We start from the raw sequence: 25,686 nt of genomic DNA, 5'->3' as shown, positions 1-25,686 counted from the left end.
AACGAGCTGTTTACTTCATGTGGCTAGTGAGGAGCGTTTCTCGCTTGAGGTAGATCGTGGTATAATAGGCAACAAAAATGAGTTCGAACCCTGACTCCATGCGGCAGCAGGGTAACGAACATGAAGGAGAACTCGTCCATGAAAAAACCAATCTCTACCGATCAGGCGCCAGGCGCCATTGGTCCATACAGCCAAGCCGTTGATGCAGGCGATTTCATCTACACTTCCGGACAGCTTGGCCTGAATCCTCAAACGGGAGAATTCGGTGCAGATGTACAAGAGCAGACACGTCTGTCTTTGAGCAATGTGAAGGCTATTCTTGAAGCAGCAGGTACAAGTATGGATAAAATCGTGAAAACGACGGTGTTCCTGAAAGACATGAACGACTTCGTTCCTGTGAATGAAGTGTATAGCACGTTCTTCGAACAGCCTTATCCTGCACGCAGTGCAGTAGAAGTTGCTCGTTTGCCAAAAGATGCACTGGTGGAGATTGAAGTTATTGCCCTGAAATAGGACAACCTTCATTTGCTCCGGTATACATAAAAAGCCGATTTCAGGTCAAAGACCAGAATCGGCTTTTTGCGTTTTGCGTTATATATAAGCGATATATATGATGGAAACTACTCAATCACGATCCTGATTACGGGCGAAGAATAGCCATACCGCGTAGATAGCCAGTACGATCGCAATGATGATTGCCGTATAATATACGGAAGTGACATCCTTTTGTTTAAGTGCAATGGCGATGTACGCCCATGTGAATACCAGTGGATATACACTGTCCCTATAACGGAAGCTAACGAGTACAGCCAGCACCATACCCACAATCAACATAATGATCGTCCAGGTTGGTTCGCTGATACCAAAACCATCCCAGCCAATTTTATATAACAGCACCGCTGCATTGACAATGGTTGCCACGCTAATCCATCCGAGATAGATGCTGAATGGCAGCTTCACAAGCCAGATCTCAGCAGTAGTTGGCACAGTAATGGTACGTGTTTTTACATACAGCATGATCAGGCACAACAGAAGCAGTACAATAATCAGTAAAGCGAGACCGGTCTGCAAGTTTTGAAAAGCAAAAATCCAGGCTACGTTAAAGGCACAGCTTGCCAGGAACCAATACCCGAGACGGGTAATCGAGTCCCTTTTCCAGGAAGCAGGCAGAAACTGATAGATCACAAAACCTGCCAACAGCAAGTAGATCAAACCCCATATAGCGAAGGCATAGCCAGAAGGTGTGAGTAGCACAGGGTACATATCCGATACTTCCTTGTTGGTTCTGCCCCCGATCGGCAGAGCGTTGGAAAGGTAGTTCACGATAATTACAGCGATAAAACCAATGGCGTTTAACCACTTGTACGGATTGTTACGTGACATTGTGTTTCCTCCTAAGTTTAACGAATGAATGAACCACGGGTCAGTCTACAATGAATATACCCAGTTTTTGCACATTCTAATAACAGCCGCAAAAAATTCACAAGTTGATCTTGCAGATTCTTGTGCTCTGCCGCTACGTTGGAACGGTACTCTGTCCCAATGTACGCGAAACGAAGCAGAAATATGTCCATGCCCATGATGTCCCACTAGAAGAGGAGGAAGAGAATGCTCACAAGAGAAACGATGGAGCAACAGCAAACCTGGTTCTATGTAGTTGCATTGTTTTTAGGAGCAGCGATAGGGCTGAGTAATCCGGTATGGGGAAATGCCTTACACTACACCGTGTCCACGGTTCTTGCCGTTCTGTTATACAGCATGTTTGTACAGATTCCCTTTTTACAGTTAAAAGAGTCTTGGTCGAATCTTCGATTTATAGGGGCGCTACTGGTGGCTAATTTTATCGTAGTACCTGTAGTTGTATGGTTGCTTACACTTGTCTTTCCGCAATCACCAGGCGTTCTGATCGGAGTCTATCTGGTACTGTTAACACCCTGTATTGATTACGTCATTGTGTTCACACAACTCGGCAGGGGCAATGAAAAACTGATGCTCGCCGCAACACCTCTTTTATTTGTTATACAAATGATCCTGTTACCGTTTTATTTATGGCTATTGATGGGTACCGAGGTGGCACAGATCATGCAGGTAGGGCCGTTTGTGGAGGCTTTTCTGTTCCTGATCGTTATTCCACTGTTGCTTGCTGTCGTTACACAGGTTCTCTCAAGAGGTAAAGTGAGCGGGGAGCGGGTCATGAATGCAACGGCATGGCTCCCGGTTCCGATGATGGCACTTACGCTGATCGTGGTTGTCGCTTCCCAGATTGACAAAGTCTACAATGATATGGCAATCATCGTAAACGTGATCCCGATCTATGTTGCTTTCCTAATCATTATGCCTTGGATATCTCGGCTTATTGCTACTTGGTTTGGATTGAATCCAGGCGCCGGGCGGGCGTTGATTTTCAGTTCAGCCACACGGAATTCGCTGGTCGTTCTGCCACTTGCGCTGGCACTCCCGCCAGAATGGGCAACCATAGCTGCGGCTGTTATTGTGACACAGACGATGGTGGAGCTTGCAGGAGAGCTAATCTACATTCGACTTGTACCTGCGGTAATTTTGCGAGATCGGTGAGCGTTCTTACTTATCGGAAGATCATGTTCTACCTGGATACTATACTTGTACCGTTCGTCGTTATCTTTTTTCCATAACAGCTCATACAACGGGAAATAAAATTTATTATCTCTACTTTGGTGTAGCTGTAGCCGCAATCTTTCGGAGCGTATCCTATCTTAGAAAAGAAAGAGCCAACAAGTCGTCTTGATCTATGCTATTCTTTGTGAAATTAAAATTAAAATTAAAATTAAAAAGAGTACTCCCGATAGGCCATGCCGGGGAGTACTCTTATTAATTCAAATAAATTCTGAACAGGTACTCTTTAAGTACCGGCCTCCAATAATGTTTTACGATATTCCGCTGGCGTGATACCCTCCATTTTTTTGAACACTTTGCTGAAATACTTTTCGTCCTGGAATCCAACCATCTCCGAGATTTTGGCGACACGTAGGGAAGGATTTTGCAGTAACAGCTTGGCGTTGTTGATCCGCAGTTTGCCGAGATATTCCGACCAGTTCAGGCCAAATTGCTGTTTGAATTTGCGGGAAATATACTCCCGGCTCAGGTAGAAACGCGCGGCAATCTGCTGTAAGGACAGGTCCTCCTGATAATGGGCGTCCATATAACGTGCAATCTCACTCATGGGATCAGGATTGGCTTGGTGATGAGCGGTGAGTGCCTTTCCTGCGGCAAGCAGTCGTTGTTCCAACAATGAACGAAGCAGGGGGAAGGATAACAGTCCTTCAGCGTCCAAAGGTAACTCGGCAAAGGGAATAGACTGTTCCTCCGTCACTTCTTCCTCTTTGAATGACGAACCTGCTGTATCATCAAGCCAGCGGTTCAGCATCCATTCCAGCTCCTCGATCCATTGCTGGATCTGCTCAGCACTGACAACCTCGAGATCAGTAATCGGGTCAAGCCACTCGGCGACCGCAGCGGATACACTGGAAGCCCGGCAACTCATGGCTGCCATACGCAGGGGTTCTTCATGGGCGGTTAAACGCCTGATTTTATTCCCATTTGATGATTCCATTGAGGCATGGATTCGCTGTTTAATTTGCACAGCATTGCGTCGCCACAACCTTGAACTTGCTTCCAGATAGGCCGCTGAGATTCCGCCAGGGTAGGACTCACAGGTGGAGATGCCAAAATGAAGCCGGCGCTGAATCGTCTGCTCCAATCCATGATTGACCTTGTCCAGAATATGTTCCAATGAAGTGGATGGACCCCAATGCAGCAGAACAATCTCGTCCGGTTGATCCAACTGGCGAAACATTACACCTTCGTCTGGTGTGGATAACATCTCGGCACAGATATTGAGTACCGAGAACACAAGCAGGTCCGGTTGACTGCGGTATTTTGCCAGACAATCTGCATCCAGATGGGACAGGCTGGTGACAGCGACACTACAGACAGAGATTAGACGGGGGAGATTTAACTCATCCTGTAATCGCTGCATGTGTGATTGGCTGCTGCCTCTTCCGACGGCAAGTTCGGTGAGCAGACGATCCTGGTAGTGAGGGCGCATTCGATTAACAACAATGGATTGCCTGGTGGATTGTATCCGAATGGCGTCTTCCTCTTCCCAAGCTGTAACGGCCTTTAATAGAGATGCATTCAGCTCATCTGCTTCCACGGGTTTCAGGAGGTAGTCCATACCACCATGCCTAATTGCATGCCTCACGAGTTCAAAATCATCATATCCGCTGATAACCAGCACTTTGCTGTGTGGGACATGAGCTGATATCCATTCAAGCAATGCCATACCGTCCTTGCCCGGCATACGCATGTCACTGAGTATGATTTGAGGTTGATGTGCCGTGATGGCGGCGATGGCTTCATCCCCGTCTGCTGCTTCAAGTAATGTATCAATGCCAAACTCTTCCCAATGACCAAGCAACCTTATGGCATCGCGGACATGTTTTTCATCATCTACAAGCAGTGCCTTCATGTTGTTCACTCTCCCGCGTATAGTTTAACCGTAATCTTCACACCATTGGGTTCCCGATTGCTGATCTCAAGCCTGGCTGAGTGACCGGGATGTGAGTTCAATTGAAGTCGGCGTATTACATTTCGTAGACCGATGGATTCAGACTCGTCGGATTCTTGTGTGGATAACCCGGTTGTTGTATGACTTTGATGTAGCCATCCGCGGATCTCCAGTAATTTATCTTCAGGTATGGAGGGGCCGTTATTATTCAGTTCTATTTCAATCCAATGATCGTTGATCCGGCGGCTGGATAGGGATATGTGACCTTTGCCAGGCTGAATATCCGCTCCATGTTTGAAATAGTTCTCAATTAAAGGTTGTAACGTCATTCTTGGCATTTCGACAGACAGGGTATCTTCGGCAAAATCCAAATCCACCTCAAGGCGGTCACCAAACCGCTCCTGCTGCAGTTCCAGATATAATCGGGCATGCTCCGCCTCTTCGCGTAAGGTCACGCAGGTCTGATCCCGCATGCTGTAGCGCAGCATTTTGGACAGGCTAGAGAGTAGTATATACGCCCGTTGTCCCTGCTGTTGAAGGGCAAGTGTACCGATCGATTGCAGTGTGTTATATAGAAAATGCGGATGAATCTGCGCTTGCAACGCTTTGAGCTGATTCGTCTTATTGGCGATCTCGAGTCGATATTCCCGCAAAATAAGATTATTTACCGTATCCATCATATCTCGGAAATGACGAGCGAGCACCCCGAATTCATCTCGGCTGGATAGATGGATATCCACATGCAGACGCCCGGCTTGAATTTGGTTCATATACCGCATGAGTTGCTTGAGCGGACCTGTGATTCGGATGGAGATAAACAAGGTTGCAATAATGACTAATACAAGTGCTGCAATGGCAATCATTGCGTTATTCCACGTGAGTGTGGTCGCCCTGGCGTATAACGTCTCATTCGGAATCTGTTTGACGATGGTCCAATCGGCGTATGTGCTGCCGAGTTGTTGGTATACATACATGGATCGATCCTGTTCAAAATGTCCTGCGACATTCTGGGTTGTACCTTCGCCAGATCGCGCGATATTCAGTTCACTAGCCGTTTCCTCTCGTAGTGCATCCGTATGATTGACCTCGGAACGACCTTGGTAAATGATCTGATTCTGACCATCCACAACATAGATCTGTTCCTTAGCCGGATCATACAGCCTGCCACAGATTGCTGCAATGGTATTCATATTCAGATCAATGGCGAGTACACCCAGACGCTCGGTGGACGGAATATCCTTGATCACCCGATGCAGGGTAATGACCGTTCTGGCAGGGTCATCGGGGGAGGCAGCCTTGAATCCGTACGTGTGACTCATATGGGCCGATTCCACCCAGATATCCGGGCTGTCACCGCCTGTTTTTCCATGAAGCGAGCCGGAATAGGCCTGTTTGCGTTCCTCCCGCTTCGGAAAGGGATTTGTAATTAAGGTGGATTGATTGGCGGCAAAAGAGTGCAAATACAGCTGGAATACATCCGGCACAGCCGCGCGTATCGTCTGCAAAGTGGTGTACACCTCGGCAACCGCACGATAATCACCAGGAATTTTTGCCAAGTTACGCAGAAAGTTCGGGTCGTTATACACAGCGAGCGACGCTCTGGCCACGTTATCCACATAGTTGTTGAGATTGGTGGACGCTTGGTAGATCAGGCGTTTGTTCTCTTCAACAGCCTGTTCCCGCAGGGCTGTCTTGGTCTGGATAAACGTCATGCTGATCGATGCGAGCAGTGGAAGTGTGGTAGCAATGAGCATAAAGGCAATCAATTTGGTGCGTATACTGTAGTATTTGGACATCGGAACACCCCTTCTGGTTGCAGGTTAAGAGAGGACAATATTTTACCCCCAACTGTTCACACGGGTCGGTGTTTCCCTCGGCGATAATGGGGTTTAATAGAAAAAGAGACCAATTTCATCCATCTATAGAAGGGGAGAACGATATGAAGCATCGCAAATCTTCACAGCTGTTACAGCAGCTTGTGTTCGTGGGTCCCTCCATCGTGTTTTTTATTCTCATCATCGTGGTCCCTTTCCTGCTTGGCATGGTGTACTCCTTCACGGACTGGAACGGGGTATCGGAGAACATTAATTGGGTAGGGTTTGACAACTTCGTGCATGTTTTTGCGAATGATCCCAAGTTCCAAACGGCGTTTTGGTTTACGGTGCGCTTCACCGTGGTTGGTGTGGTATTGACCAATGTGATCGGTTTTTTCCTAGCGTATTTCCTGACCAAACCGCTTAAGACAAGAAACATTCTGCGTACGATCTTTTTTATTGCCGAACGTGATCGGTGGGTTGTTGCTCGGCTTTATCTGGCAGTTCATATTTGTGAAAGGGTTTTCAGCAGTAGGCGATGTAACCGGCTGGTCCTTCTTCAACCTTCCTTGGTTGGGAGACGAACCAACCGCCTTCTGGGGAATCGTGATTGTGTTTGTATGGCAGACCGCAGGATATCTGATGGTCATCTACATCTCATCTCTGACAAATGTATCCCCTGATCTGCTGGAAGCTGCCGAGATTGATGGCGCAAGTCGCTGGCAGGTACTGCGGAGCATCATTCTTCCGCTCATTATGCCGGGTGTGACAATCTGTCTGTTCCTGGCGATCTCCTGGTCGTTCAAAATGTTCGATCTCAATCTGTCGCTAACCAAAGGTGGACCGTTCGGATCAACAGAGTCGGTTGCACTTAATATTTACAATGAAGCCTTTGTGAATAACAGATATGGCATCGGAACCGCCAAAGCACTCGTGTTCTTCGTAATCGTTGCCATTATCACCATGATTCAGGTACGTCTGACGAAAAGCAAGGAGGTAGAAGCCTAATGGAGACGACGAAAAATTACCGCTTCAGTACCATTGTAACCGAGATTGTCATGGTACTCCTTGGACTTTTATTCCTGGTTCCGTTTTACTTCCTGTTTGTGAATTCGGTCAAAACATTCGGTGACCTGCTCACCAATTCGGCTGCATGGCCGGAAGTATTTCAGTGGGGCAACTATGCGAACGCCTGGGAGAAAATTAACTTCCCATCCGCGCTGATGAACTCGCTTATCGTTACCGTGGTCAGCAATCTGTTGCTTGTACTGATCAGTTCCATGGCCGCGTACCGAATGGTTCGCAGCGATACCCGGTTCAACCGTATTTTGTTCGGCATGTTCATTGCCGCTATGGTGATTCCGTTCCAGTCTATCATGATTCCACTCGTTACTGTAACCAGTAATCTGGGATTGATCGACAGCCTTGGCGGCCTCATTATCTGTTATCTCGGTTTCGGGGCACCGATGTCTGTCTTCCTGTTCCACGGATTCGTAAAATCCGTCCCGTTGGAGATTGAGGAAGCGGCTCGTGTGGATGGAAGCTCTGCCTACGGGGTGTTCTTCCGGATCGTATTTCCACTCATGAAACCGATGTATGTAACCGTCATCATTCTGAACACACTCTGGATTTGGAATGATTATCTGCTTCCATCCCTGATCCTGCAAAGCTCCAACCTGCGTACGATCCCAATTGCGACCTTTGCACTCTTCGGACAATATACGAAGCAATGGGATTTGGCCTTACCGGCACTTGTGCTCGGTATCATGCCGATCATAATCTTCTTCCTGCTGATGCAGAAGTATATCATTCAGGGGATTACGGCTGGATCAGTTAAAGGGTAAGTGTTGCGAGGGCAGGGTCGCTGGCGGGATCAAGGTGCGCTTTCGGTCGCTGTTGCTCCTCGGTGGCCTGAATGGATTAGGGCAAGGAAGCCACCGAGTATCAAAGGCGAACGCTCCGCTCCTGCAACGCATTCTTGATCCCTTTGCTCCCACTTCGCACGGAGGTGTGCAAAGGGGAGTCATGCCCGCATAGCTTGGGCATGATCCCTAGGGAAGAGATCAATAAAGAAAAGATTTAAAGCTAAATCCGGTAAGGCAGAAAAGGGGCGCTGGCGGGCTCAAGTTGCGCTTTCGGTCGCTGTTGCCCCTCGGTGGCCTGAATGTATTAGGGCAAGGAAGCCACCGAGTTTCAAAGGCGAACGCTCCGCTCCTACATCGCATCCTGATCCCTTTGCTCCCACCTCGCATGGAGGTGTGCAAAGGGAGTCATGCCCGCATAGCTTGGCCATGACTCCTGAAGAGAGAGAGGCCCAGATAGAATGGGCTCCTTCCTTGATAAAGGCTTGATAAGTTCAACTAAACATTTACAACGATAACGAAGAGGGCAGAAATAATTTGAAGAAGCGAAGCGTTCGCCTAAAAGCTTTCTGGAAGAAAGCTACTTCGGAAGCATACGCTATCCCAGGATTTTTCCCATTAATAATGGATCAAATAAATCTGGGGATAACAGCGATCGGAAGGTTATTCTGTCATCGGAGTGCCAGTGTAAATATGCTTAAGTGGAACTGTTATACTGAAACTACTATAGGGAGAGTGTATGTATGAAAAGAATGACAAAGTTGACGTTGCTTATGCTGATTGCTTTTTCGGTAATGCTCGCGGGTTGTGGCAATGGAGATAAAAGTGGCAGTCCGGTCAACACGGATGCTCAAGGTGGTGGTGAGGCTGCTGCTGGAGATAAAACCATTAAAATCTTCCAATTCAAAGTCGAAATTGCGGAAGCGCTCAATCGTCTCAAAGCGGAATATGAATCCTCCCATCCAGGCGTCAAACTGGACATTCAAACCGTAGGTGGCGGCAGTGACTACGGTGCTGCATTAAAAGCCAAGTTTGCCGCTGGCGAACAACCGGACATTTTCAACGTAGGTGGTTATCGCGAATTGGATACATGGCTTGAATATCTGGAAGATCTGTCTGGAGAATCATGGGCCAAGGATGCGCTCGAAGTAGCCAAAGAGCCAATGACCAAAGACGGCAAACTCTACGGACAGCCGCTCGCATTGGAGGGTTATGGTTTCATTTATAACAAAGACCTCTTCCAAAAAGCAGGTATTACCGAAATTCCAACGACACTGGAACAATTGGATCAAGCTGCACAGAAACTTCAGGCCGCAGGCATTACCCCATTCTCTAACGGGTATCAGGAGTGGTGGGTGCTGGGCAATCATAACGTAAACGTGGCATTTGCAAATCAGGCAGATCCGGTGAAATTCATCCAAGGACTCAACGAAAGTACGGAGAAAATTCCTGGCAACCAAGTGTTCGCCGACTGGATCAACTTGCTCGACTTAACGTTGAAATACAGCAACAAAAACCCTCTGACAACCGACTACAATACGCAAGTTACGTTGTTTGCGAGTGGAGAAGCAGCGATGATGCAACAAGGAAACTGGACTCAAGTACAGATCGATGGAATTGATCCGGATCTGAATCTGGGTATCCTGCCAATGCCAATTAATAATGAACCCAATGACAAATTGTTTGTCGGTGTGCCGAACTATTGGGTTGTGAACAAGAACTCTCAAGTGAAACCGGAAGCAAAAGAGTTTTTGGAGTGGCTCGTAACTTCGGATATCGGGAAACAATACATGACAAAAGAATTCAAATTCATCCCGGCGTTCAGTTCCATCACGGCATCCGAAGAGGATCTAGGTGACCTCGCCACAGAGATTATGAAGTATAGCCAGGAAAACAAAACACTCAGCTGGAACTTCAACCGTTTCCCTGAAGGGGTTCCACAAGAGTATGGCAGCACGATTCAGGCTTACGTTGCAGGCAAATCGGATAAAGCCGGATTGCTCGATGCATTGCAACAGAACTGGGATAGTCTGAAAAAATAATCCGGATCATGGACGGTATCCACAGGTTACCAAAAACTGTTCAGAAATTTTCGGATAGAAAAGTTAGTCTATACGAATATATAAGATAATTGAAACAGGCCAACCAGAAATTTTATTCTGGTTGGTCTGTTTTGGTTTTTCCGAGGAGCCAATAGCGCACTGAAAAGTTCAAAGTTAGTAATATCCCTGAAATGTGGATAACCCCAAAGCAGTTTAACGATCCCATGACGTATTTAACACAGAGTTTATACTATATGTGGATATCCTGTGTGTATAACACTCTAAATGTGGACAAGTAAGGAGTAGATGGAGTGGGAGGTCCTCATTTGTTAACAGAAATACTTGTTTTCGACTAACTAGTACTGTATAGTTCTAAATATGACAAATCAAAAAATGAACACGGGACCCGCCAAATCCAAGAGTTCCAATCCGGTGAACCGGACCAAGGCAGTTGAAGTGGCGGCACAATTATTTCTGCGTCAGGGGTACAGCTACGTCAGCATGGATGAAGTCGTGCGAGTGAGTGGGGTATCCAAGTCGAATATTTATTATCATTTTAAAAACAAGGAGGAACTGCTCCAGGCCGTGGTACAATACTGGATTGCCCAGTATGAGTCGGAGCTGTATCTGCTGCTCAGTCAGCGTGAGCGAGGAGTGGAGGAGCGTATCTACTCATTCATGGCATTGCTGTCGGCAGGCATTGAGGGCCGAAATTACGAAGGGAGCTGCCCTTTTGTTACGTTATATATGCAGACACCGGACAGTGCACCCCAAGTGAAGGAAAGCATATCCAGATTCTTTCGTGAGCTTAGGCCTATGGTGGAGAAGTTGTTTCAGCAAGGTTTGGATCGCGGTGAATTTCGCAAAGAAATCGAACCGGGACCGGCTGCTTTGTTGTTTATTGCAGCACTGGAAGGTTCACTAATCCTAGCGGGAACTGCCCGTGATGTTGGGATTATAGAACAATCGGCACGGACGTTTTGTCAGATGCTTCGTTAATCGAAGCTCTTTTTTTGAATATGACTAGTACTATGTAGTACTAAAAGGAGCCGTAACAGAATGATTGTACATACTAGCCGTGTAAACAATGAGGAAAACACAGCAGCACATTCAACAAATATGAATCAGGCAATGAGCAAGTCTGATATTGCAGACACGACCATTTTTATGACAGGAAGTACAGGTTTTATCGGCAAAGAAACGGTCAAACAACTCACGCAGGGAGACGTACAATTGCTCTTGTTGGTTCGTTCGGAACAGCGAGCCAGAACTGTGCTGAAAGCTTATGGAGTGAAGGATTTCGACCGAATTACCTTTATTAAAGGTGATTTGTCCATGTCGGGTCTTGGACTTGCCGCAGCGGACCGGGAGCGTGCTCTTGAAGCAAATGTGATCATTCATGCGGGTGGAACGATGGACGTCACTTTGGAACGAAAAGTAGCTGAGCAGATATTCATGAACGGGGCCAGAGAAGTGGCACAGCTAGCACAGGAAATCCACCGTACTCATGGATTGAGACACTTTATCCACGTTGTTGGTTATATGAGTCCTTATGGAGAGCGGAATGAACAGGGGAATTATCTACAGGTTGAGCATGTGGATAACAATGAAAGTGCATATGAAGAGATGAAGTTTCATGCCGATTTGCATATTCGCGAGCATGCAGAACAGCATCACTATCCCTTATCCGTTGTAAATCCGAGTACAGTGGTTGGGCCACGTCCCACCGGTGAAACCGAGCAAACGGGTGGGATTGGACTGCTCATTCAGGCGATTCAGAAAGGACTTATGCCAGTAGTGCCGGGAGGTTCATCCTATTGGTTACCGCTTGTGGAGAATGACATTGTTGCAGAGACGCTTGTTTTTCTATCCAGGGAAGCTGCTCCAGTCGGAGGAACTTATCCGCTATTGGCGCGGAGGGAAGACAGTCCCAATATGAAGGAACTGCTGCAACTCTTGGCGCAGCAATTGGACGTACCCAAACCCAAAGGGGCTGTGCCACTATCATGGATTCAATGGATCATGAAATCAGGGGGCACACGCATCAGTGGTGTTCCAGCAGAGTCGGTTGCTTTTATTACCAACAGGTCATTCCCGGTTGAAGAGACGGAGGCACTGTTCACACGTATGGGGCAAAACTGGCCGGACATCCGGGAACAGCTTCCGCTGGTTACAGCCGATCTGGACTATCGTCTGCGGTATACGCCGTTACCTGAGGGTTTTCCGACAGATTATACTCGGTCACGGAGCGGAAATATGGCTATGCTTGGTTGGGAGGGTGAGGGAGAGCCTTGGATTATTGTACATGGTTTGCTTCAATCTGCGGATGAGATGTTACCTCTGGGACAACAGCTTAGGGAACGGACCGGGAACCCGGTATGGTTAATCGATCTCGCTGGATTTGGACGGTCTCCTGTACATCAGGGAGATGAAGCGTTTGAAGGTCAGGTGGATGCACTGCTTACGGCTCTTGGTGAGTTTGAGGGTCCGGTGAAGCTGGTTGGTCATTCAATAGGGGCTGCTATTGCAGCTGCGGCACAGATGCGTAGCGGGCGGACAGACATTCGGTTAGGTTTGCTTCAGCCAGTTGCCAACAATTCGAATCCGAATGTGCTAAGAGGGATTTCCCGTTTGCCAAGAGGGGTGATGCGCTCCCTGCTGCGTGGCAGATCGGAGAAAAGTTGGATTCAAATGTTCAGTTCATTTAGCGGCGTAGGCGACAGCAGTGTTATGGCCGATACCATGGGCAAGAGAATACGCTCCAGTCTCCAGTCCCCTCGCATCGCAGGAGCGCATGCAGACTTGTTGCGCTGGATCCACTCGGGTCAGAGGAAAGGCGCCAGATCAACGTTGTGGGCGAAAATGGAAAGTCAGCATTATGCCAAGAATGTATTAGTTGTATGGGCCAATCAAGATCGGGAATATTACTTTCCCCAGGATATGAACTCACAGGTCAAACGGATAGATGTACCCTATGGACATTACTTTCCGACGTTTCAGTATAAGGAAACAGCTGCAATCCTCACTGAATGGGCCGATACCTTGAGGTGAGTTGAGGTTTGGATATGCAGGAATCCCGTACCAATTGTCGAAAGGGTCAAGTCGAGTTACGAAGAGGATTAACCAAAGATAGGAGAGATGAATGTATGAGTCAGCAACGTGTGGAAATCAGTAAAAATGTGCTAACCGAATGTCTCGGACTGCGCAGCGGAGAGAATCTGGTAGTTGTCGCAGACGATATGAAACGGGATTTGGCTGAATCCATCTATGAGGCAGGCAAAGCACTTGGTGCAGAGTCGGTCCTGTTAATCATGAAGGAACGCAGCAGATCTGGAGAGGAGCCGCCTGCGCCGATTGCAGAGGCCATGATTCGAGCAGATGTAGCCGTGTGTGTAACGCGATATTCATTAACACATACCCAGGCACGCAAAAAAGCCGCTGCCTCTGGTACCCGAGTGGCAACAATGCCCGGCATGACAGAGGATATGTTTGTGAACGGAGCCATTACAGCTGAATATTCGCAAGTAAAGGCGTTGACCGAGAAGGTAACGGCTCTATTAACCGCAGGTCGCCATGTGCGAATAGAGAAGCAGGGCCATAGTCTTTCCTTTTCCATTGAAGATCGTAACGGTGTACCAAGCACAGGTATGTATTTGAACCCTGGTGAATCGGGTAACTTGCCGTCAGGAGAAGCCTATATTGCTCCCGTCGAGGGCAAGGGCGAGGGCAGTATTATTGTAGATGGTTCCGTTGCTGGAATTGGGGCACTCCGTGAACCCATGCTATTGACCGTTAGTGAAGGACGGTTGGTGTCAGCTGAAGGACCAGATGGGGCTCAATTACTGGAAACGCTTGGTGAGGGCGATGGTCGTTTTCTCGGCGAATTCGGGATCGGTACCAATAACAAGGCACGAATCACGGGTGTGGTGCTGGAAGATGAGAAGGTATACGGCACAATTCATGTGGCCTTTGGCAGCAATAACACATTTGGTGGAACGATTGCCGCGGGTGTTCATATTGATGCAGTTGTACAAAAGCCGGACGTGTACATCGATGACAAGCTGATTATGCGTCAGGGTGAATTGGTCGAATAGCTACAGCGAAGGAACTTGGGCATGTCCACAACGTGTCCACAGTAATGGATAACTGAAGCGGAAATTCAGATTTTACGTCAGATTTACAAACAAATACACAACATGTCCACATTAAATTAATGAATATCCACATGAAACGCCAAAGATATCCACAGCATGTGCGCAATATGTGCACAACTTATCCACAAATCAGGTATAACTCGTGTTTTCATCCGATAAAACAGTCGTTTTGGAGTAATAAAACAAGTTATCCACAGGAATATCGCTTTTTTGTTCCAAGTATTTGAAAACATAGAAACAGATCCATAATATATGGGGATAAAAAAGACCGAAAATCGGCATAAAGCTGATCTTTGGTCTTTTTTTGAATATAATTTTTCAATCCAATGTCAGGTTACTTACGCTCAATACTAAAACGACTGACTTCCACCACCCTCCACAATAGGGCAAATGAGCAGAGCGGAGACAGCAACCGTAATGCAACGTCTGTTGAAGTTGGCAAAATTGTTCTGAAGCCTAAACATTTGATCAAAAATAACCGATACACCAAAGTAACATCTAATGAGACGAAAGTAGTCTGATTATACGGAATGAGAGGGTATGGGGATAACTATGGACGAGGGAATGCAATATATTAATTTTTCGGTAGGAGACCAGATCTTTGCACTACGAATTGATGAAGTTCATGAGATCATCAGAATGGTGCAGGTGACAACGGTCCCGTTTGGAAGCCCGGAGATCAGAGGTTTTGCTTCGCTGTACGGTAAGGTCGTTTCGGTTGTGAGTCTTCGTGTATTGTTAGGCATGCCGGACCAGGAGGATACTTCTTCTACACGTATTATTGTGGTGCCTTACAAAGGTGGATTTGTACCGCTGATCGTAGATATGGTCGATTCTGTCGTAAGTTACGATCGTTTCGAGGAACCTGCTGAGGAACACCGCCGTTTCATGCTTGGCGTTTTTGACAAAATCGGGTTCTGTGAAGATCATCGTGCAGGCATTTTGAACCTGGATGTATTACTGGGCAGCTTGATCAGATCATAGTAGTATAACGATCCGTAATTCTTTCAATATTCAGTATTATCCTTCGGTTTACCCAAATGTTCCTCATCCGCTTTTCGGGAGAAGGGACATTTTTTTGTGCCGCTAGGGCGTGTCTGAAAACTCCGAAGGAAGCAGGTTTTGCCGAATTTTCGTTCCAAGCAAGAAAGTTTTCCGCAGGCGTGCCGGGGCACGTCAAGGGAAAGTGACGCAGCAGGGGGCGAAAAGGGGGTAAAAGATGCACTTCAGCGAGTTTGAGACAAGCCCTAACCCTCGAAATAACCACTTTTTATGGGCAAAGGTTTTTAAATCCGGTCATTTTCGTATATGATGGAGAGTAACAATGCGAAGGGATGACGGGAGACTTTAATGATGCAATCGCTGTATGGAGTATGGCTTGGTGACGTATTTTTTTGTTTTTTCCGGTGAAACATCGGAACCGCGTGTGGATGCATGGAGCCACGTGGTAAGAAGGTTGAATTTTGGCGACGGGGGTCGTCTGTTTCAGCCTGCCGCTCTGCGTCTTGCGGAGCTGCGCTGGCCGAATCCGCTGAGGAACACGGCTGAAGCCAAGAACACGAAGCGGCGTCAGCTGCTGGGGCGCACATTGGAAGGATTGGCAGTCTCGCCTAAGGATGCCTTCAGGTTGCTGCTTCAATGGGATGACCGTTTGTTAAATGCAGCCGGAATTCAGGTTGGAGAAGAGATGCGTTACTGGATCAAAGCAGCGCAGTTCACACAGGAGCTGCTGTTGCGGGGAGCGATTGCTCCATCGGCTGAATTCGCAGCAAAGACCGGAGCACGGCGACGGACCGGGCAAGAGACATTAACAGGCGTATGGCGGCCACGCTTGCAGCAGGAGGAGGACATCGAACGCTTCCGCGATCTTGCTGAAGCGATGCCTCCGATTGGATTGGCTGCTCCTGGAGCTTATGCTTCATTGGAACCGGAAACGCGTGAAGAAGCAGGGGCTGCGGTATTATTTTCATTCATGAGTGGCATGATTCATGCTGTAGTGACAAGTGAACTGGAGGGTATGGACAGTGAACTGTCCCGTTACCGCACCCCATATCGACGCGGATCTTCGCCAGTAGCCGAACTCTGGTGGAACAGTCTGATCTCGATGTTCCGTCCTGTGACTGTGCAAGGGCCGACGGACGATATGACAGCGTTTATTCATACGCTGCAAGAAGTGGGTGGAACGTCAATGCCAATCGTGGGAGCAGAAGAGATGGCACCTGCTGAAGGCCAATTGAAGCTGGTGCTCCGCTTGGAGCCTCCACTGGGCGAACATGAAACGATCTGGGGAATCAGCTTTTGGGTGGACAGTGAGCAGGAACCAAGCCTGAGGTTGCCTGCACGGACTATCTGGGCACATCCAGAGCGAGATCTGGACCGGGGGAAGGTGTTGTATACCTCGGCGGCAGAGCAATTATTGATGGCACTCGGGCAAGCAGCAGAAATGGCACCTGAACTGGAGACGGCGCTGCTTACCGCTCGTCCGGAGGAAATTAAGCTGGAGCAGCAGGGTTTCTTTGAATTTCTCACGCATGCGGTTCCACGTTTGCAGAAGGCTGGCATAACCGTGCTCATGCCTTCAAAGTGGAGTCGTGCCGGAAAACGCCGTGCAGGACTCCGTTTGCAGATGTTGAATCGGGGAACAGAACGGTTGCCTGGAGCCACATCGGCACTGGGCATGGAACAATTGGTTGCATTCAAAGCAGAGCCCATGCTGGATGGCAAGCCCGTAACGGCAGAGGAACTGGCAGCTTTGGCTGAATCTACAGTTCCCTACGTCATGTTCCGCGGTGAGTGGATTGAAGTGGATACAAAAGAGATTCGCCAAGTCCTGCGTTATATGAAAAAAGAAGAAGAACAATATATGCCTCTCTCCGAATGGCTGCATCTGGCTGCGGATGAAGGGGAGGATTCCGCGTGGAAGGGCCTTTCCGTCTTTGGCGCCGAATCCGATGGGATGCTTGCTTTCCTGCTCGATGGACAGGTGCTTCGCAGCATTGAACCTCGTCAGGTTCCGGCAGAATTGCATGGTGAACTAAGACCTTACCAGGAACGAGGTTTCCAATGGTTATCCGCGATGCGTGATCTGGGCTTTGGCGTATGTCTAGCGGATGATATGGGACTTGGGAAGACCATTCAGGTCATTACCTGTCTGCTGGATCGCAAACACGAAGAACGCCAGGCGGCTGAAGAGGAAGCACGTGAGTATGAAATGCTGGATGGATCCGATGATTCTTTCCCGGCGGATCAGCATACGAATGGGCAGCCTGATCATTTGCCTGCACTTATTGTGTGTCCTACCTCGTTGCTTGGAAACTGGCAGCGTGAACTGAAGCGGTTTGCCCCGGATCTGTCGCTATATATTCATCATGGCGGACAACGGTTGCACGGGAATGAGTTTCAGGCTGAAGCACAGACGCACGACATTGTACTGACAACCTATCATTTGGCAGGCAGAGATGGCCCGGATCTGGCTTCATTGCACTGGTCCACCATTGTGCTGGATGAGGCACAATATATTAAGAACTACCGTACCAAACAAGCGCAAAGTGTGATGCGACTGTCTACACTTCATCGTATTGCGATGACGGGAACACCTGTAGAGAACCGATTGAGCGAACTTTGGTCGATTTTCCAATTTCTCAATCCGGGATATCTGGGCACAGCTTCATCGTTCCGCCAGAGGTATACGGGACTTGGGCCATCCGAAGAAAATGCAGCATCCTTGCGTGAGCTTCATCGACTGGTATCTCCATTCATGCTGCGAAGGCTGAAAAGTGATCCGGATATTCGCAAGGATCTGCCAGAGAAGCTTGAACTGAAATCCTATTGTTCTCTGACGCCAGAGCAGACGGTGTTGTACCAACGTGTGGTGGATGATCTGATGGGTGGTCTGGACGGCAGAAATGGCATTGCCCGTAAGGGGATTGTTCTGTCCTCCCTGACCAAGCTCAAGCAGATCTGTGATCATCCGGTGCTGGCGGACAGCAATCGGAAAGACCATGGCAAGGCGGAGGCATCCGGTAAGATGGAACGATTGCTTGAACTGCTGGACGCCATCCGTGATAACGGGGAATCTGCCCTGATTTTCACCCAGTATGTTGCTATGGGAGATCTGCTGGTGTCGAGGTTGAAACAGCGATATGAGGAAGAACCTTTTTTCCTGCATGGTGGTGTGTCGAAGGCGCAAAGGGATGAGATGGTGGAGACTTTCCAAAAAGGAGAGGGGCCGTCCATGTTTGTTCTATCTCTTCGTGCCGGAGGTGTGGGTCTGAATCTGACACGGGCGAGTCATGTCGTTCACTATGATCGGTGGTGGAATCCCGCGGTTGAGAATCAGGCGACGGACCGTGTATTCCGAATCGGACAGAATCGCAACGTGCAGGTGCATAAGTTGATCTGTCAGGGAACACTGGAGGAACGGATTGATGAGCTGATCGAAAGCAAGAAGGCACTCTCCGAGCAGGTCGTTGGTTCGGGTGAGAACTGGCTGACTGAGATGTCGGATGATGAGCTGCGTGGTCTGATCTCTCTTCAGGGTGAGACTTGGCTGTGACCTTGAACATTCAGAGGAATATAGATGTTGAGAAAGGGGGATTATTGTGAGCGAAAAATGGAAGATCGAGCTGCATATGTCCCCCGGTGGATGGACAGCAGAAGTAAATACAGCAGCGGAAGCGGACCAGGAAGTTTCCGTTTCCGCTTCCGCTGCTGAGAGCACGACCGGATCAGCCGCAGGCATGTTCACGGTCACGGGAACGCCGGCGCGACTGAGCGAAGCCCAGCGCGAGGCTGTGCTGGCTCAGCTGCGCGAGCGCCCGCTGACGCTGTACGCCTTGCTGCGCGGCGGCCCGGCGTCCGAGGAGCTCGCGGGGCTGCTGCCGGCTGCGCAAGCGCACGAGGGCTCGCCAGGCGCAGCCACGGCCAGCGCGTCCGTGGCGTGCACCTGCGGCCGCCCGGGCTGCGCGCATGCCGCGGCTGCTGAGCGCGCCGTAGCCGCGCGCCTCGCGGCCGAGCCGCTGCTGCAGCTGGCGCACGCCGGCCTGCCGCGCGAAGCGCTGCTCGCCGGCGTGCTGGGGGCATGGGCGGAGGAACTCGCCCATGATCCCAGCGGCCCCGGCCGCGCAGCGGAAACGGCTGGCCGCCCGCAAGTGCGGGGCGGCGAAGGCGGCGCGGCCGTCGGCGAGTGGATCGCCGAGGCCGCCGCGGACGGCGCCATGCACCAGCCGGGGCCGGGCTTTGGGGCCGTTGAGGTGCGCCTCGCGCAGCCGGGCAAGCCGCCGGCCTTGCCGGAGCTGACGGCGCTGCTGCCGGGCGTGCCGGCCACCGCAGGGCTGGATTTGATCCGCGAGCGTGTAGCCGCGCGGATGTGGCAGGCTGTCCAGAAGAAGACGGACAGCCCGGCAACCAAATGATGCACCCATCAGAGCGGGGGAGATCTCAGATCACCCTGCTTGTTTTTTTTGCAGCATGTTGCATTATTCGATTTAATTCATTTCCCAGTACAAGATGAATTTTGTCTTTATCCAACAATGCCATTAGTAAAGTGCATCTCGGTATAATCACTTGTTTGCGTATTGGATATATGAAGGCATATTCCCATTTCACTTTTATTGTGTACAGCACGGGGATGTTGCTCTAAAAGTCCAAAAAACGATCATACAGGCTGTACAGCCCGTATATGTTCATTCGGATCTCTTCTAAAGGACGTCTTTACCGGTGGAGCTTCGCTCCCAATTAAGGTATACTGTCGCAGGGAACACTGCACGCAGACAACTATATAACATTTATATTATTGCGATAGGAGTTTTTACATGAAATCAACTACAGGAAGACAGCGCCGCATCGTGGTTATGCTGTCCTCATTGATGATATGCGGGGCACTGCTTACCGCTTGCCAGAATGGCACAGAGGAGAGCCAGGATCCGAATGGAGCAGGTAACACACAACAAGAGTCAGACGGCACAACGGTTCATTTTACGGAGGATAAAGGAACGGATGGCGACAATGCTGGCGGGGATGACACATCATCTTCTGGCAACAGCGGTGAAGGCACGAATAGCGAGTCTGGGAATGCTTCAGCGGGCGAAGGGCAGGGCTCTTCGGACAATGGGAATGGTGCGACAGCGGAAGATCCATTGCTGGAGAAACGCAGTATCAGCGCACTGCAAACGACGATTGATGCACAATCCGTGGTGACCAATGCCGAGTCTATGACCGTCATTGTGAACAAGCAACGGAGTCTGCCTGACGGGTATGAGCCGAACGATCTGGTAGAGCCGAATGTACCGTTCTCCTTCGACGAACCACACGAGAAGCGGCATATGCGCAAGGAAGCAGCGGAGGCACTGGAGAAGTTGTTTGCAGGTGCAAAAGCGGATGGCATTGAGCTTCGTGCGGTGTCCGGTTATCGTTCATATCAGCGACAGGTATCCATCTATAACAATAATGTCAAAACCAAAGGTCAAGAATACACGGATCGCGTGAGCTCTGTTCCAGGCCGAAGCGAACATCAGACCGGTCTTGCCATTGATGTATCCAGCCCGAGTGTGGGCAATGTGTTGGAAGAGGTATTTGGCACATCGAAGGAAGGCCAGTGGTTGGCTGAACACGCTGCAGAATACGGATATGTCATCCGTTATCTGCAAGGTGAAGAAGATACCACAGGGTACGTCTATGAGCCTTGGCATATCCGGTACATCGGTACAGATTTGGCACCGGATGTGGCGAAGAGTGGGTTAACTCTGGAAGAATACTTCGATGAGGCTAATATCAAGTTGTAATTTGATGTTTCATCCTTAAAGAAAAAGAAAAGTACTAATTCTCATAAATCCCCGAATGAACCGTCCTTGATCTAACCAATGGGCAATCATTCAGGGGATTTTTTTCTGTGCAATAATGTTAATGGAGTTAAGATAGAATTAAACTTCATTCCATTGTCTGAGATGATGGGGGACTGATATAATTCATGTTTAATTTGAAGAGACAAATACAACCAAAGCGAGGGACGAGAGAATGAGCAGACAGCAGGTTTTTACCGGCTCCCCATGGGAACCGTTGGTGGGATATTGCCGTGCTATCCGGGTAGGGAACCGAATTGAAGTGGCGGGTACAACCGCGATGCAAGATGGTGTAGTTGTTGGGGCAGGTGATCCGTATGCACAGACAAGGTTCGTTTTGCAGACGATCGAGAATGCACTGAAAGAACTGGGGGCTGACATGTCGCATGTGGTGAGAACCCGGATGTTTGTGACCGATATCTCCAGATGGGAGGAAGTTGGCAAGGCACACGGTGAATTTTTTGGACAGATCCAGCCTGTAGCCACCATGGTTGAAGTTAGCGCACTCATTGATCCCTTGTTGATGGTTGAGATTGAAGTGGAAGCGATCGTTGAAGATGAAACCCGAGCCGGTTGATTCTGACGGTGAGATTCCTTAGATTTCGGCCGGTGCCTCAAATCCTTGAATAAGACGCCCCAGATTCGTTAGCGTTAACTCCGCTTGCTCTTACATTCGGTAAGCAATGTATTTCGTATGCAGTGCACATCGCACGTGTCTGCTCCGGACAAGTTTCAGGTACGCTTCGCTTTGGAGCAAGTTTGAAGACACGATCTAAAAAACTAAAAACTAAAAACCAACAAACCCAAAAAAATAACCTTACCCGTGCTTGTCAGAAGACAAGCGGATAAGGTTATTTTGAATTGACTTCGCCGCCTGGCCGCACGGCTGAGCTCTTGATGCGCCAAACTCATGACCCCGCGCGCCAGGAGCTACATGAGGATGGCTGGTCATTATGATGCTCCACACACTCATGACCCCGCGCTAAGCGATGCAAATGGTCGTCTGCAACAACATATAACATGTGTTTCAGCCAGTCGCATTTCTAATCGATTTATTTCGCTTCCGGTTGTGCTGCTGGTGTTTCAACAACCACTTTCCATGCCGTTCCGATTGGAGGCAAACTGCGAGTTAGCATAGGGCTGTAAAAACCGATCACTTTAGTTCCTTTAGTCAGTTCTTCGGCCTTTACCGTTTCGCCTTCGTGATTCACGAGCAGCGTATCTTTAGCGATATTCAGCACGACATGGTCAGGAGCGGTTTCAGTTAATCGTGTACCTGTGATCTCAATCTGTGAGATGCTGCCTTCAGCTGTTGTTACATTTTCAATTGTACCCGCTGTCCCCAGAACGTCTTTCAATTGTGATTCCGCAGCGTCATCCAGCACAGTGACTGTATAGGTAGGCGTTTGTGGTGGCAGACTGCGGGTAGTGATCAGGGAATGCTCAGCTTCCACGTTCATGCCGATGGCCAGATCAGTCAGTGCAATCTCTTTTCCCTCAACGGAGATGAATTTTGTCTCATCGCTCAGATTGAGCACAATGCCATCCAACCCTGCACCGCCAATCTGGATGGACTTGTATTTATCCTGGTTCGAAATTCTGGTAATCACACCACGCTCAGTAATCGTCTTCACGTCCTCTTCACTAGAGATCGTCACCTGATTTCCTGTTGTGTTCACTTGTCCATGCAGTACCTTTTCGGCAAAAGAAGCCGGTACATACAACGTGCCGCCTGTGATTTCGGGTGCTGTACCCAGCGTGAGCAGCATTTTATTTACGGAATATTGATCTTTGCCTGTGATTACCTGTGTCCAGAGAACACCTCGCGTCAGCTCTGCGGTTTTATTTTCTTTATGCCATTTCAGTTCAATACCCAGTGCTTCGGTAAGATCACGCAGTGGAATCATGGCTACTTTGCCATCCTTGTTCCAATAACCATCGGAGATGGATGCACCATTCACGGATACGTTTACTGCATCAGCTGCGTTACTATCTGCTGAAACGGATGTTTGATGGACTGGTTGTGTGTTGTCCAGTGTTGCTGCATAAGCGGCTCCACCACCCAATGCCATGGATAGGGCCATCAGCGCACTTACTTTTTTCATGTTGTTATTCATCAATATTCATCCCTTCTAATCTTTGTAATGTCGCGGTAAAATCTTCCTTAGGGCCACGCTTCAAGTTAATAGACGGGACATATCGTCTCAGTGTTGCAGTTGGCACGCAATGAATCTAAGCGGTATGTTAGTTAAGATTTGAAATATCGCTTGTATTGCAGGTTATCCGCAGCAGGATCAGGTTAATTTCAGGTAGGTGGCCAAACCGTTGTCCTATTTCACATTCAAGTACGAGGAGGAACCGATTAGATGAGTGATATGTTAGTAGCGCTCTATCGTTTACCGGAGCAAGAGAGTGGACTGAGAGAACTGGAGGAATCTTCCATTGTGATTCGAAGAGCCATTGCCCCAGAGAAACAGCTTGTACTGGATTGGGTGAGGTCACATTTTAGCTAGGCTTGGGTGGATGAATGTGAGGTCGCTTTTGCACGTCAGCCCGTGTCCTGTTATATTGCCGTTGAGCATGGAAAAATGATCGGATTTGCCTGTTACGAAGCGACATGCAGGAACTTCTTTGGACCGACAGGCGTGAGCCAAGATGCACGGGGCAAAGGTGTAGGCACAGCCCTGTTATTGGCCTGTATGCATGCGATGAAGGCGGATGGGTACGGATATGCGATTATCGGATCAGCGGGACCTGTGGATTTCTATGCCCGGACGCTGGGTGCCGTGAAGATCGAAAATTCAACGCCGGGTATTTACGAAGGCATGCTGCGGGCAGACTAGACGATAATGAAGTTGTGGAAGTTGTGGAAAAGGAAGGGAGGACGATGATGAGCACGAAACAAATGTTACACATTGGAATGATCGGTACAGGATCAATCTCGGATCTTCATATGAGGTGTTATGCCAAAAACGAGGATGCCGTCATCTATGCCATCTGCGATCTGAACGAAGAACGGGCTAAGGCTGCTGCGCAGAAGTACGATGCCCAATCCGTATACACCGATTATCGGGAGATGCTGGAGGACCCGCATGTGGATGCTGTCAGTATCTGTACCTGGAATAATACACACGCCGAATTTGCCATTGCTGCACTGGAGGCAGGCAAGCATGTGTTGCTGGAGAAACCGGTGGCAACCAATGTGGAAGATGCACTGCGGATTGAAGAAGCGGTGAAGAAGAGCGGACGTACCTTTATCGTTGGATTTGTGCGTCGATATGACAACAATATGCAGATGATGCGCAGATTCATTGATGCCGGGGAGTTTGGTGAACTGTATTATGCCAAAGCTTCCATTCTGCGCCGACACGGTAATCCAGGCGGCTGGTTCGCTGACAAAAGCCGGTCCGGCGGAGGTCCCCTGATTGATCTGGGCGTACATATCATTGACCAGTGTTGGTATTTGATGGGCAAGCCCAAGCCTGTTTCCGTCAGCGGTAATACGTATCGGAAACTGGGCAATCGTGCCCATATCGAACATCTTTCTTTTTACAAAGCAGCCGACTACAGCGCAGCTGTGAATGACGTGGAAGATATGGCGAATGCACTCATTCGGTTTGAAAACGGGGCTTCGCTGGCGGTGGATGTGAGCTTTACCCTTCATGCACGCGGAGATGAGTCTTCTGTGAAATTATACGGCGAGCGTGGTGGGTTCGAACTAGAGCCGGAGACACTGATCGTCACGGAGAAAAATAATACCATCCTGAATATTGAACCCCAGACGGACAATACGGGTCTCCATATTCATAGTGCATTCCAGAACCAGATTGACCACTTTGTGGATTGTTGTCTGAACGGTACAGAGCCGATCAGCCCAATTGCAGATGGGGTGGCTTCCACACGCATGCTGTGCGGAATCTACGAATCCGCTGACAAAGGACAGGAGATTCGTCTGGATTGAGTTGATTTTACATGACAGTTGTCCTTCATATAACAAAAGCATGCGTCTTCCGCGTGATTTGCGGTTACGCATGCTTTTTGGCATCAGGTCATTTGTTCAGTGGTGAATTCTCGTATCCAGGGTCATCATAATCCGTATCCTGCAGCCTTGGAAGCACGTTCATGCTCTCAATTGCCTGCCGGGTATCCGGCGTGCCATGGTCATACAGAAAGGTATACAGCAAGGTCATACCATCCGAAAATTGCTCTGTTGCCTCATCGTGGTCTGCTGATTTGTAGGGTACCGGCGCCCGTTGCAATGTATAGGCATCGTCATCCTCCAGCACCTTCATCAGATCTTTTAATCGGCCCAACTGTTCGTCATCCACCAACACCTCAAAGGGTGTAGATTCGTTCTTGGTTTGCTCAATAAGATTATGTGTTACCGATACATACAGATGTTGTTTGCCGTCCTGCATAATCCAACCCC

General features: G+C 49.0%; 19 protein-coding genes and 2 pseudogenes. 16 read left to right on the top strand and 5 right to left on the bottom strand.

Annotation, left to right across the window (positions count from 1 at the left end; all coding sequences use genetic code 11):
* The first annotated feature begins 138 nt into the window (after positions 1 to 138).
* Positions 139 to 513 carry a RidA family protein gene (locus QF049_RS20575; RefSeq protein WP_017690870.1) on the top strand — a complete coding sequence of 125 codons (375 nt, stop codon included), beginning with the start codon at positions 139 to 141 and terminating at the stop codon, positions 511 to 513.
* A 111-nt stretch (positions 514 to 624) separates the two neighbouring features.
* Here QF049_RS20575 and QF049_RS20570 read toward each other — a convergent pair whose 3' ends face one another.
* Positions 625 to 1,383 (bottom strand): tryptophan-rich sensory protein, encoded by a 759-nt coding sequence (locus QF049_RS20570; RefSeq protein ID WP_307540171.1) that lies wholly within the window; start codon positions 1,381 to 1,383, stop codon positions 625 to 627.
* Between the two features lie 225 nt (positions 1,384 to 1,608).
* Between QF049_RS20570 and QF049_RS20565 the strand changes: the two genes are divergently transcribed.
* The gene (locus QF049_RS20565; protein ID WP_307540169.1) at positions 1,609 to 2,574 is read left to right on the top strand and encodes an arsenic resistance protein; all 966 of its coding nucleotides are present in this window, start codon (positions 1,609 to 1,611) and stop codon (positions 2,572 to 2,574) included.
* 304 nt (positions 2,575 to 2,878) lie between these two features.
* Here QF049_RS20565 and QF049_RS20560 read toward each other — a convergent pair whose 3' ends face one another.
* Complete coding sequence (locus QF049_RS20560) at positions 2,879 to 4,507, bottom strand: response regulator transcription factor (protein WP_307540167.1); 1,629 nt, start codon at positions 4,505 to 4,507, stop codon at positions 2,879 to 2,881.
* A gap of 5 nt (positions 4,508 to 4,512) precedes the next feature.
* Entirely contained in the window at positions 4,513 to 6,342 is a 1,830-nt protein-coding gene (locus QF049_RS20555; protein ID WP_307540164.1) for a cache domain-containing sensor histidine kinase, read from the bottom strand.
* Between the two features lie 143 nt (positions 6,343 to 6,485).
* Here QF049_RS20555 and QF049_RS20550 point away from each other — a divergent pair.
* The 11 genes and pseudogenes from QF049_RS20550 (at position 6,486) to QF049_RS20500 (ending at position 21,834) form a co-directional block, all read left to right on the top strand.
* Positions 6,486 to 7,368: pseudogene (locus tag QF049_RS20550) on the top strand (carbohydrate ABC transporter permease).
* On the top strand, positions 7,368 to 8,204 hold the full coding sequence (locus tag QF049_RS20545) for a carbohydrate ABC transporter permease (protein WP_047840283.1): 837 nt from the start codon (positions 7,368 to 7,370) through the stop codon (positions 8,202 to 8,204). The pseudogene QF049_RS20550 and the gene QF049_RS20545 overlap by 1 nt, the downstream one beginning before the upstream one ends.
* Positions 8,205 to 8,965: 761 nt before the next feature.
* Positions 8,966 to 10,264 (top strand): ABC transporter substrate-binding protein, encoded by a 1,299-nt coding sequence (locus QF049_RS20540; protein ID WP_036607334.1) that lies wholly within the window; start codon positions 8,966 to 8,968, stop codon positions 10,262 to 10,264.
* Positions 10,265 to 10,696: 432 nt separating this feature from the next.
* Complete coding sequence (locus QF049_RS20535; protein ID WP_036607516.1) at positions 10,697 to 11,263, top strand: TetR/AcrR family transcriptional regulator; 567 nt, start codon at positions 10,697 to 10,699, stop codon at positions 11,261 to 11,263.
* Positions 11,264 to 11,323: 60 nt separating this feature from the next.
* Positions 11,324 to 13,315, top strand: coding sequence for an alpha/beta fold hydrolase (locus QF049_RS20530; protein WP_307540161.1), 1,992 nt, complete (start codon positions 11,324 to 11,326; stop codon positions 13,313 to 13,315).
* A 95-nt stretch (positions 13,316 to 13,410) separates the two neighbouring features.
* Positions 13,411 to 14,358: an aminopeptidase gene (locus QF049_RS20525; protein WP_307540159.1), complete on the top strand. Its 948-nt coding sequence runs from the start codon at positions 13,411 to 13,413 to the stop codon at positions 14,356 to 14,358.
* A 624-nt stretch (positions 14,359 to 14,982) separates the two neighbouring features.
* Positions 14,983 to 15,402, top strand: a complete 420-nt coding sequence (locus QF049_RS20520) for a chemotaxis protein CheW (RefSeq protein ID WP_164783412.1) — start codon at positions 14,983 to 14,985, stop codon at positions 15,400 to 15,402.
* Between the two features lie 366 nt (positions 15,403 to 15,768).
* Positions 15,769 to 18,973 (top strand): annotated as a pseudogene (locus QF049_RS20515) (DEAD/DEAH box helicase).
* 46 nt (positions 18,974 to 19,019) lie between these two features.
* Positions 19,020 to 19,832 (top strand): hypothetical protein, encoded by an 813-nt coding sequence (locus tag QF049_RS20510; RefSeq protein WP_307540156.1) that lies wholly within the window; start codon positions 19,020 to 19,022, stop codon positions 19,830 to 19,832.
* A gap of 399 nt (positions 19,833 to 20,231) precedes the next feature.
* The gene (locus QF049_RS20505) at positions 20,232 to 21,200 is read left to right on the top strand and encodes a M15 family metallopeptidase (RefSeq protein ID WP_307540154.1); all 969 of its coding nucleotides are present in this window, start codon (positions 20,232 to 20,234) and stop codon (positions 21,198 to 21,200) included.
* A 232-nt stretch (positions 21,201 to 21,432) separates the two neighbouring features.
* Complete coding sequence (locus QF049_RS20500; RefSeq protein ID WP_307540152.1) at positions 21,433 to 21,834, top strand: RidA family protein; 402 nt, start codon at positions 21,433 to 21,435, stop codon at positions 21,832 to 21,834.
* A 475-nt stretch (positions 21,835 to 22,309) separates the two neighbouring features.
* Here the strand turns inward: QF049_RS20500 and QF049_RS20495 are convergent, their stop codons facing one another.
* Positions 22,310 to 23,362: a copper amine oxidase N-terminal domain-containing protein gene (locus tag QF049_RS20495; RefSeq protein ID WP_307540150.1), complete on the bottom strand. Its 1,053-nt coding sequence runs from the start codon at positions 23,360 to 23,362 to the stop codon at positions 22,310 to 22,312.
* Positions 23,363 to 23,623: 261 nt separating this feature from the next.
* Between QF049_RS20495 and QF049_RS20490 the strand changes: the two genes are divergently transcribed.
* From QF049_RS20490 to QF049_RS20480, 3 genes are read left to right on the top strand one after another with little or no spacing between them, the layout of a single operon-like run.
* On the top strand, positions 23,624 to 23,770 hold the full coding sequence (locus QF049_RS20490) for a hypothetical protein (RefSeq protein WP_307540148.1): 147 nt from the start codon (positions 23,624 to 23,626) through the stop codon (positions 23,768 to 23,770).
* 42 nt (positions 23,771 to 23,812) lie between these two features.
* Complete coding sequence (locus tag QF049_RS20485; protein ID WP_373428277.1) at positions 23,813 to 24,100, top strand: GNAT family N-acetyltransferase; 288 nt, start codon at positions 23,813 to 23,815, stop codon at positions 24,098 to 24,100.
* A 47-nt stretch (positions 24,101 to 24,147) separates the two neighbouring features.
* Positions 24,148 to 25,218 (top strand): Gfo/Idh/MocA family protein, encoded by a 1,071-nt coding sequence (locus QF049_RS20480; protein WP_307540144.1) that lies wholly within the window; start codon positions 24,148 to 24,150, stop codon positions 25,216 to 25,218.
* Positions 25,219 to 25,306: 88 nt separating this feature from the next.
* Here the strand turns inward: QF049_RS20480 and QF049_RS20475 are convergent, their stop codons facing one another.
* Positions 25,307 to 25,675 carry a hypothetical protein gene (locus tag QF049_RS20475; RefSeq protein WP_124117824.1) on the bottom strand — a complete coding sequence of 123 codons (369 nt, stop codon included), beginning with the start codon at positions 25,673 to 25,675 and terminating at the stop codon, positions 25,307 to 25,309.
* Positions 25,676 to 25,686: the final 11 nt, after the last annotated feature.

The organism is Paenibacillus sp. W4I10 (assembly GCF_030816325.1).
Classification (GTDB): Bacteria; Bacillota; Bacilli; order Paenibacillales; family Paenibacillaceae; genus Paenibacillus; species Paenibacillus amylolyticus_B.
Note: the sequence above shows the minus strand (reverse complement) of the source record. Positions and strands in the feature narration are given on the sequence as shown.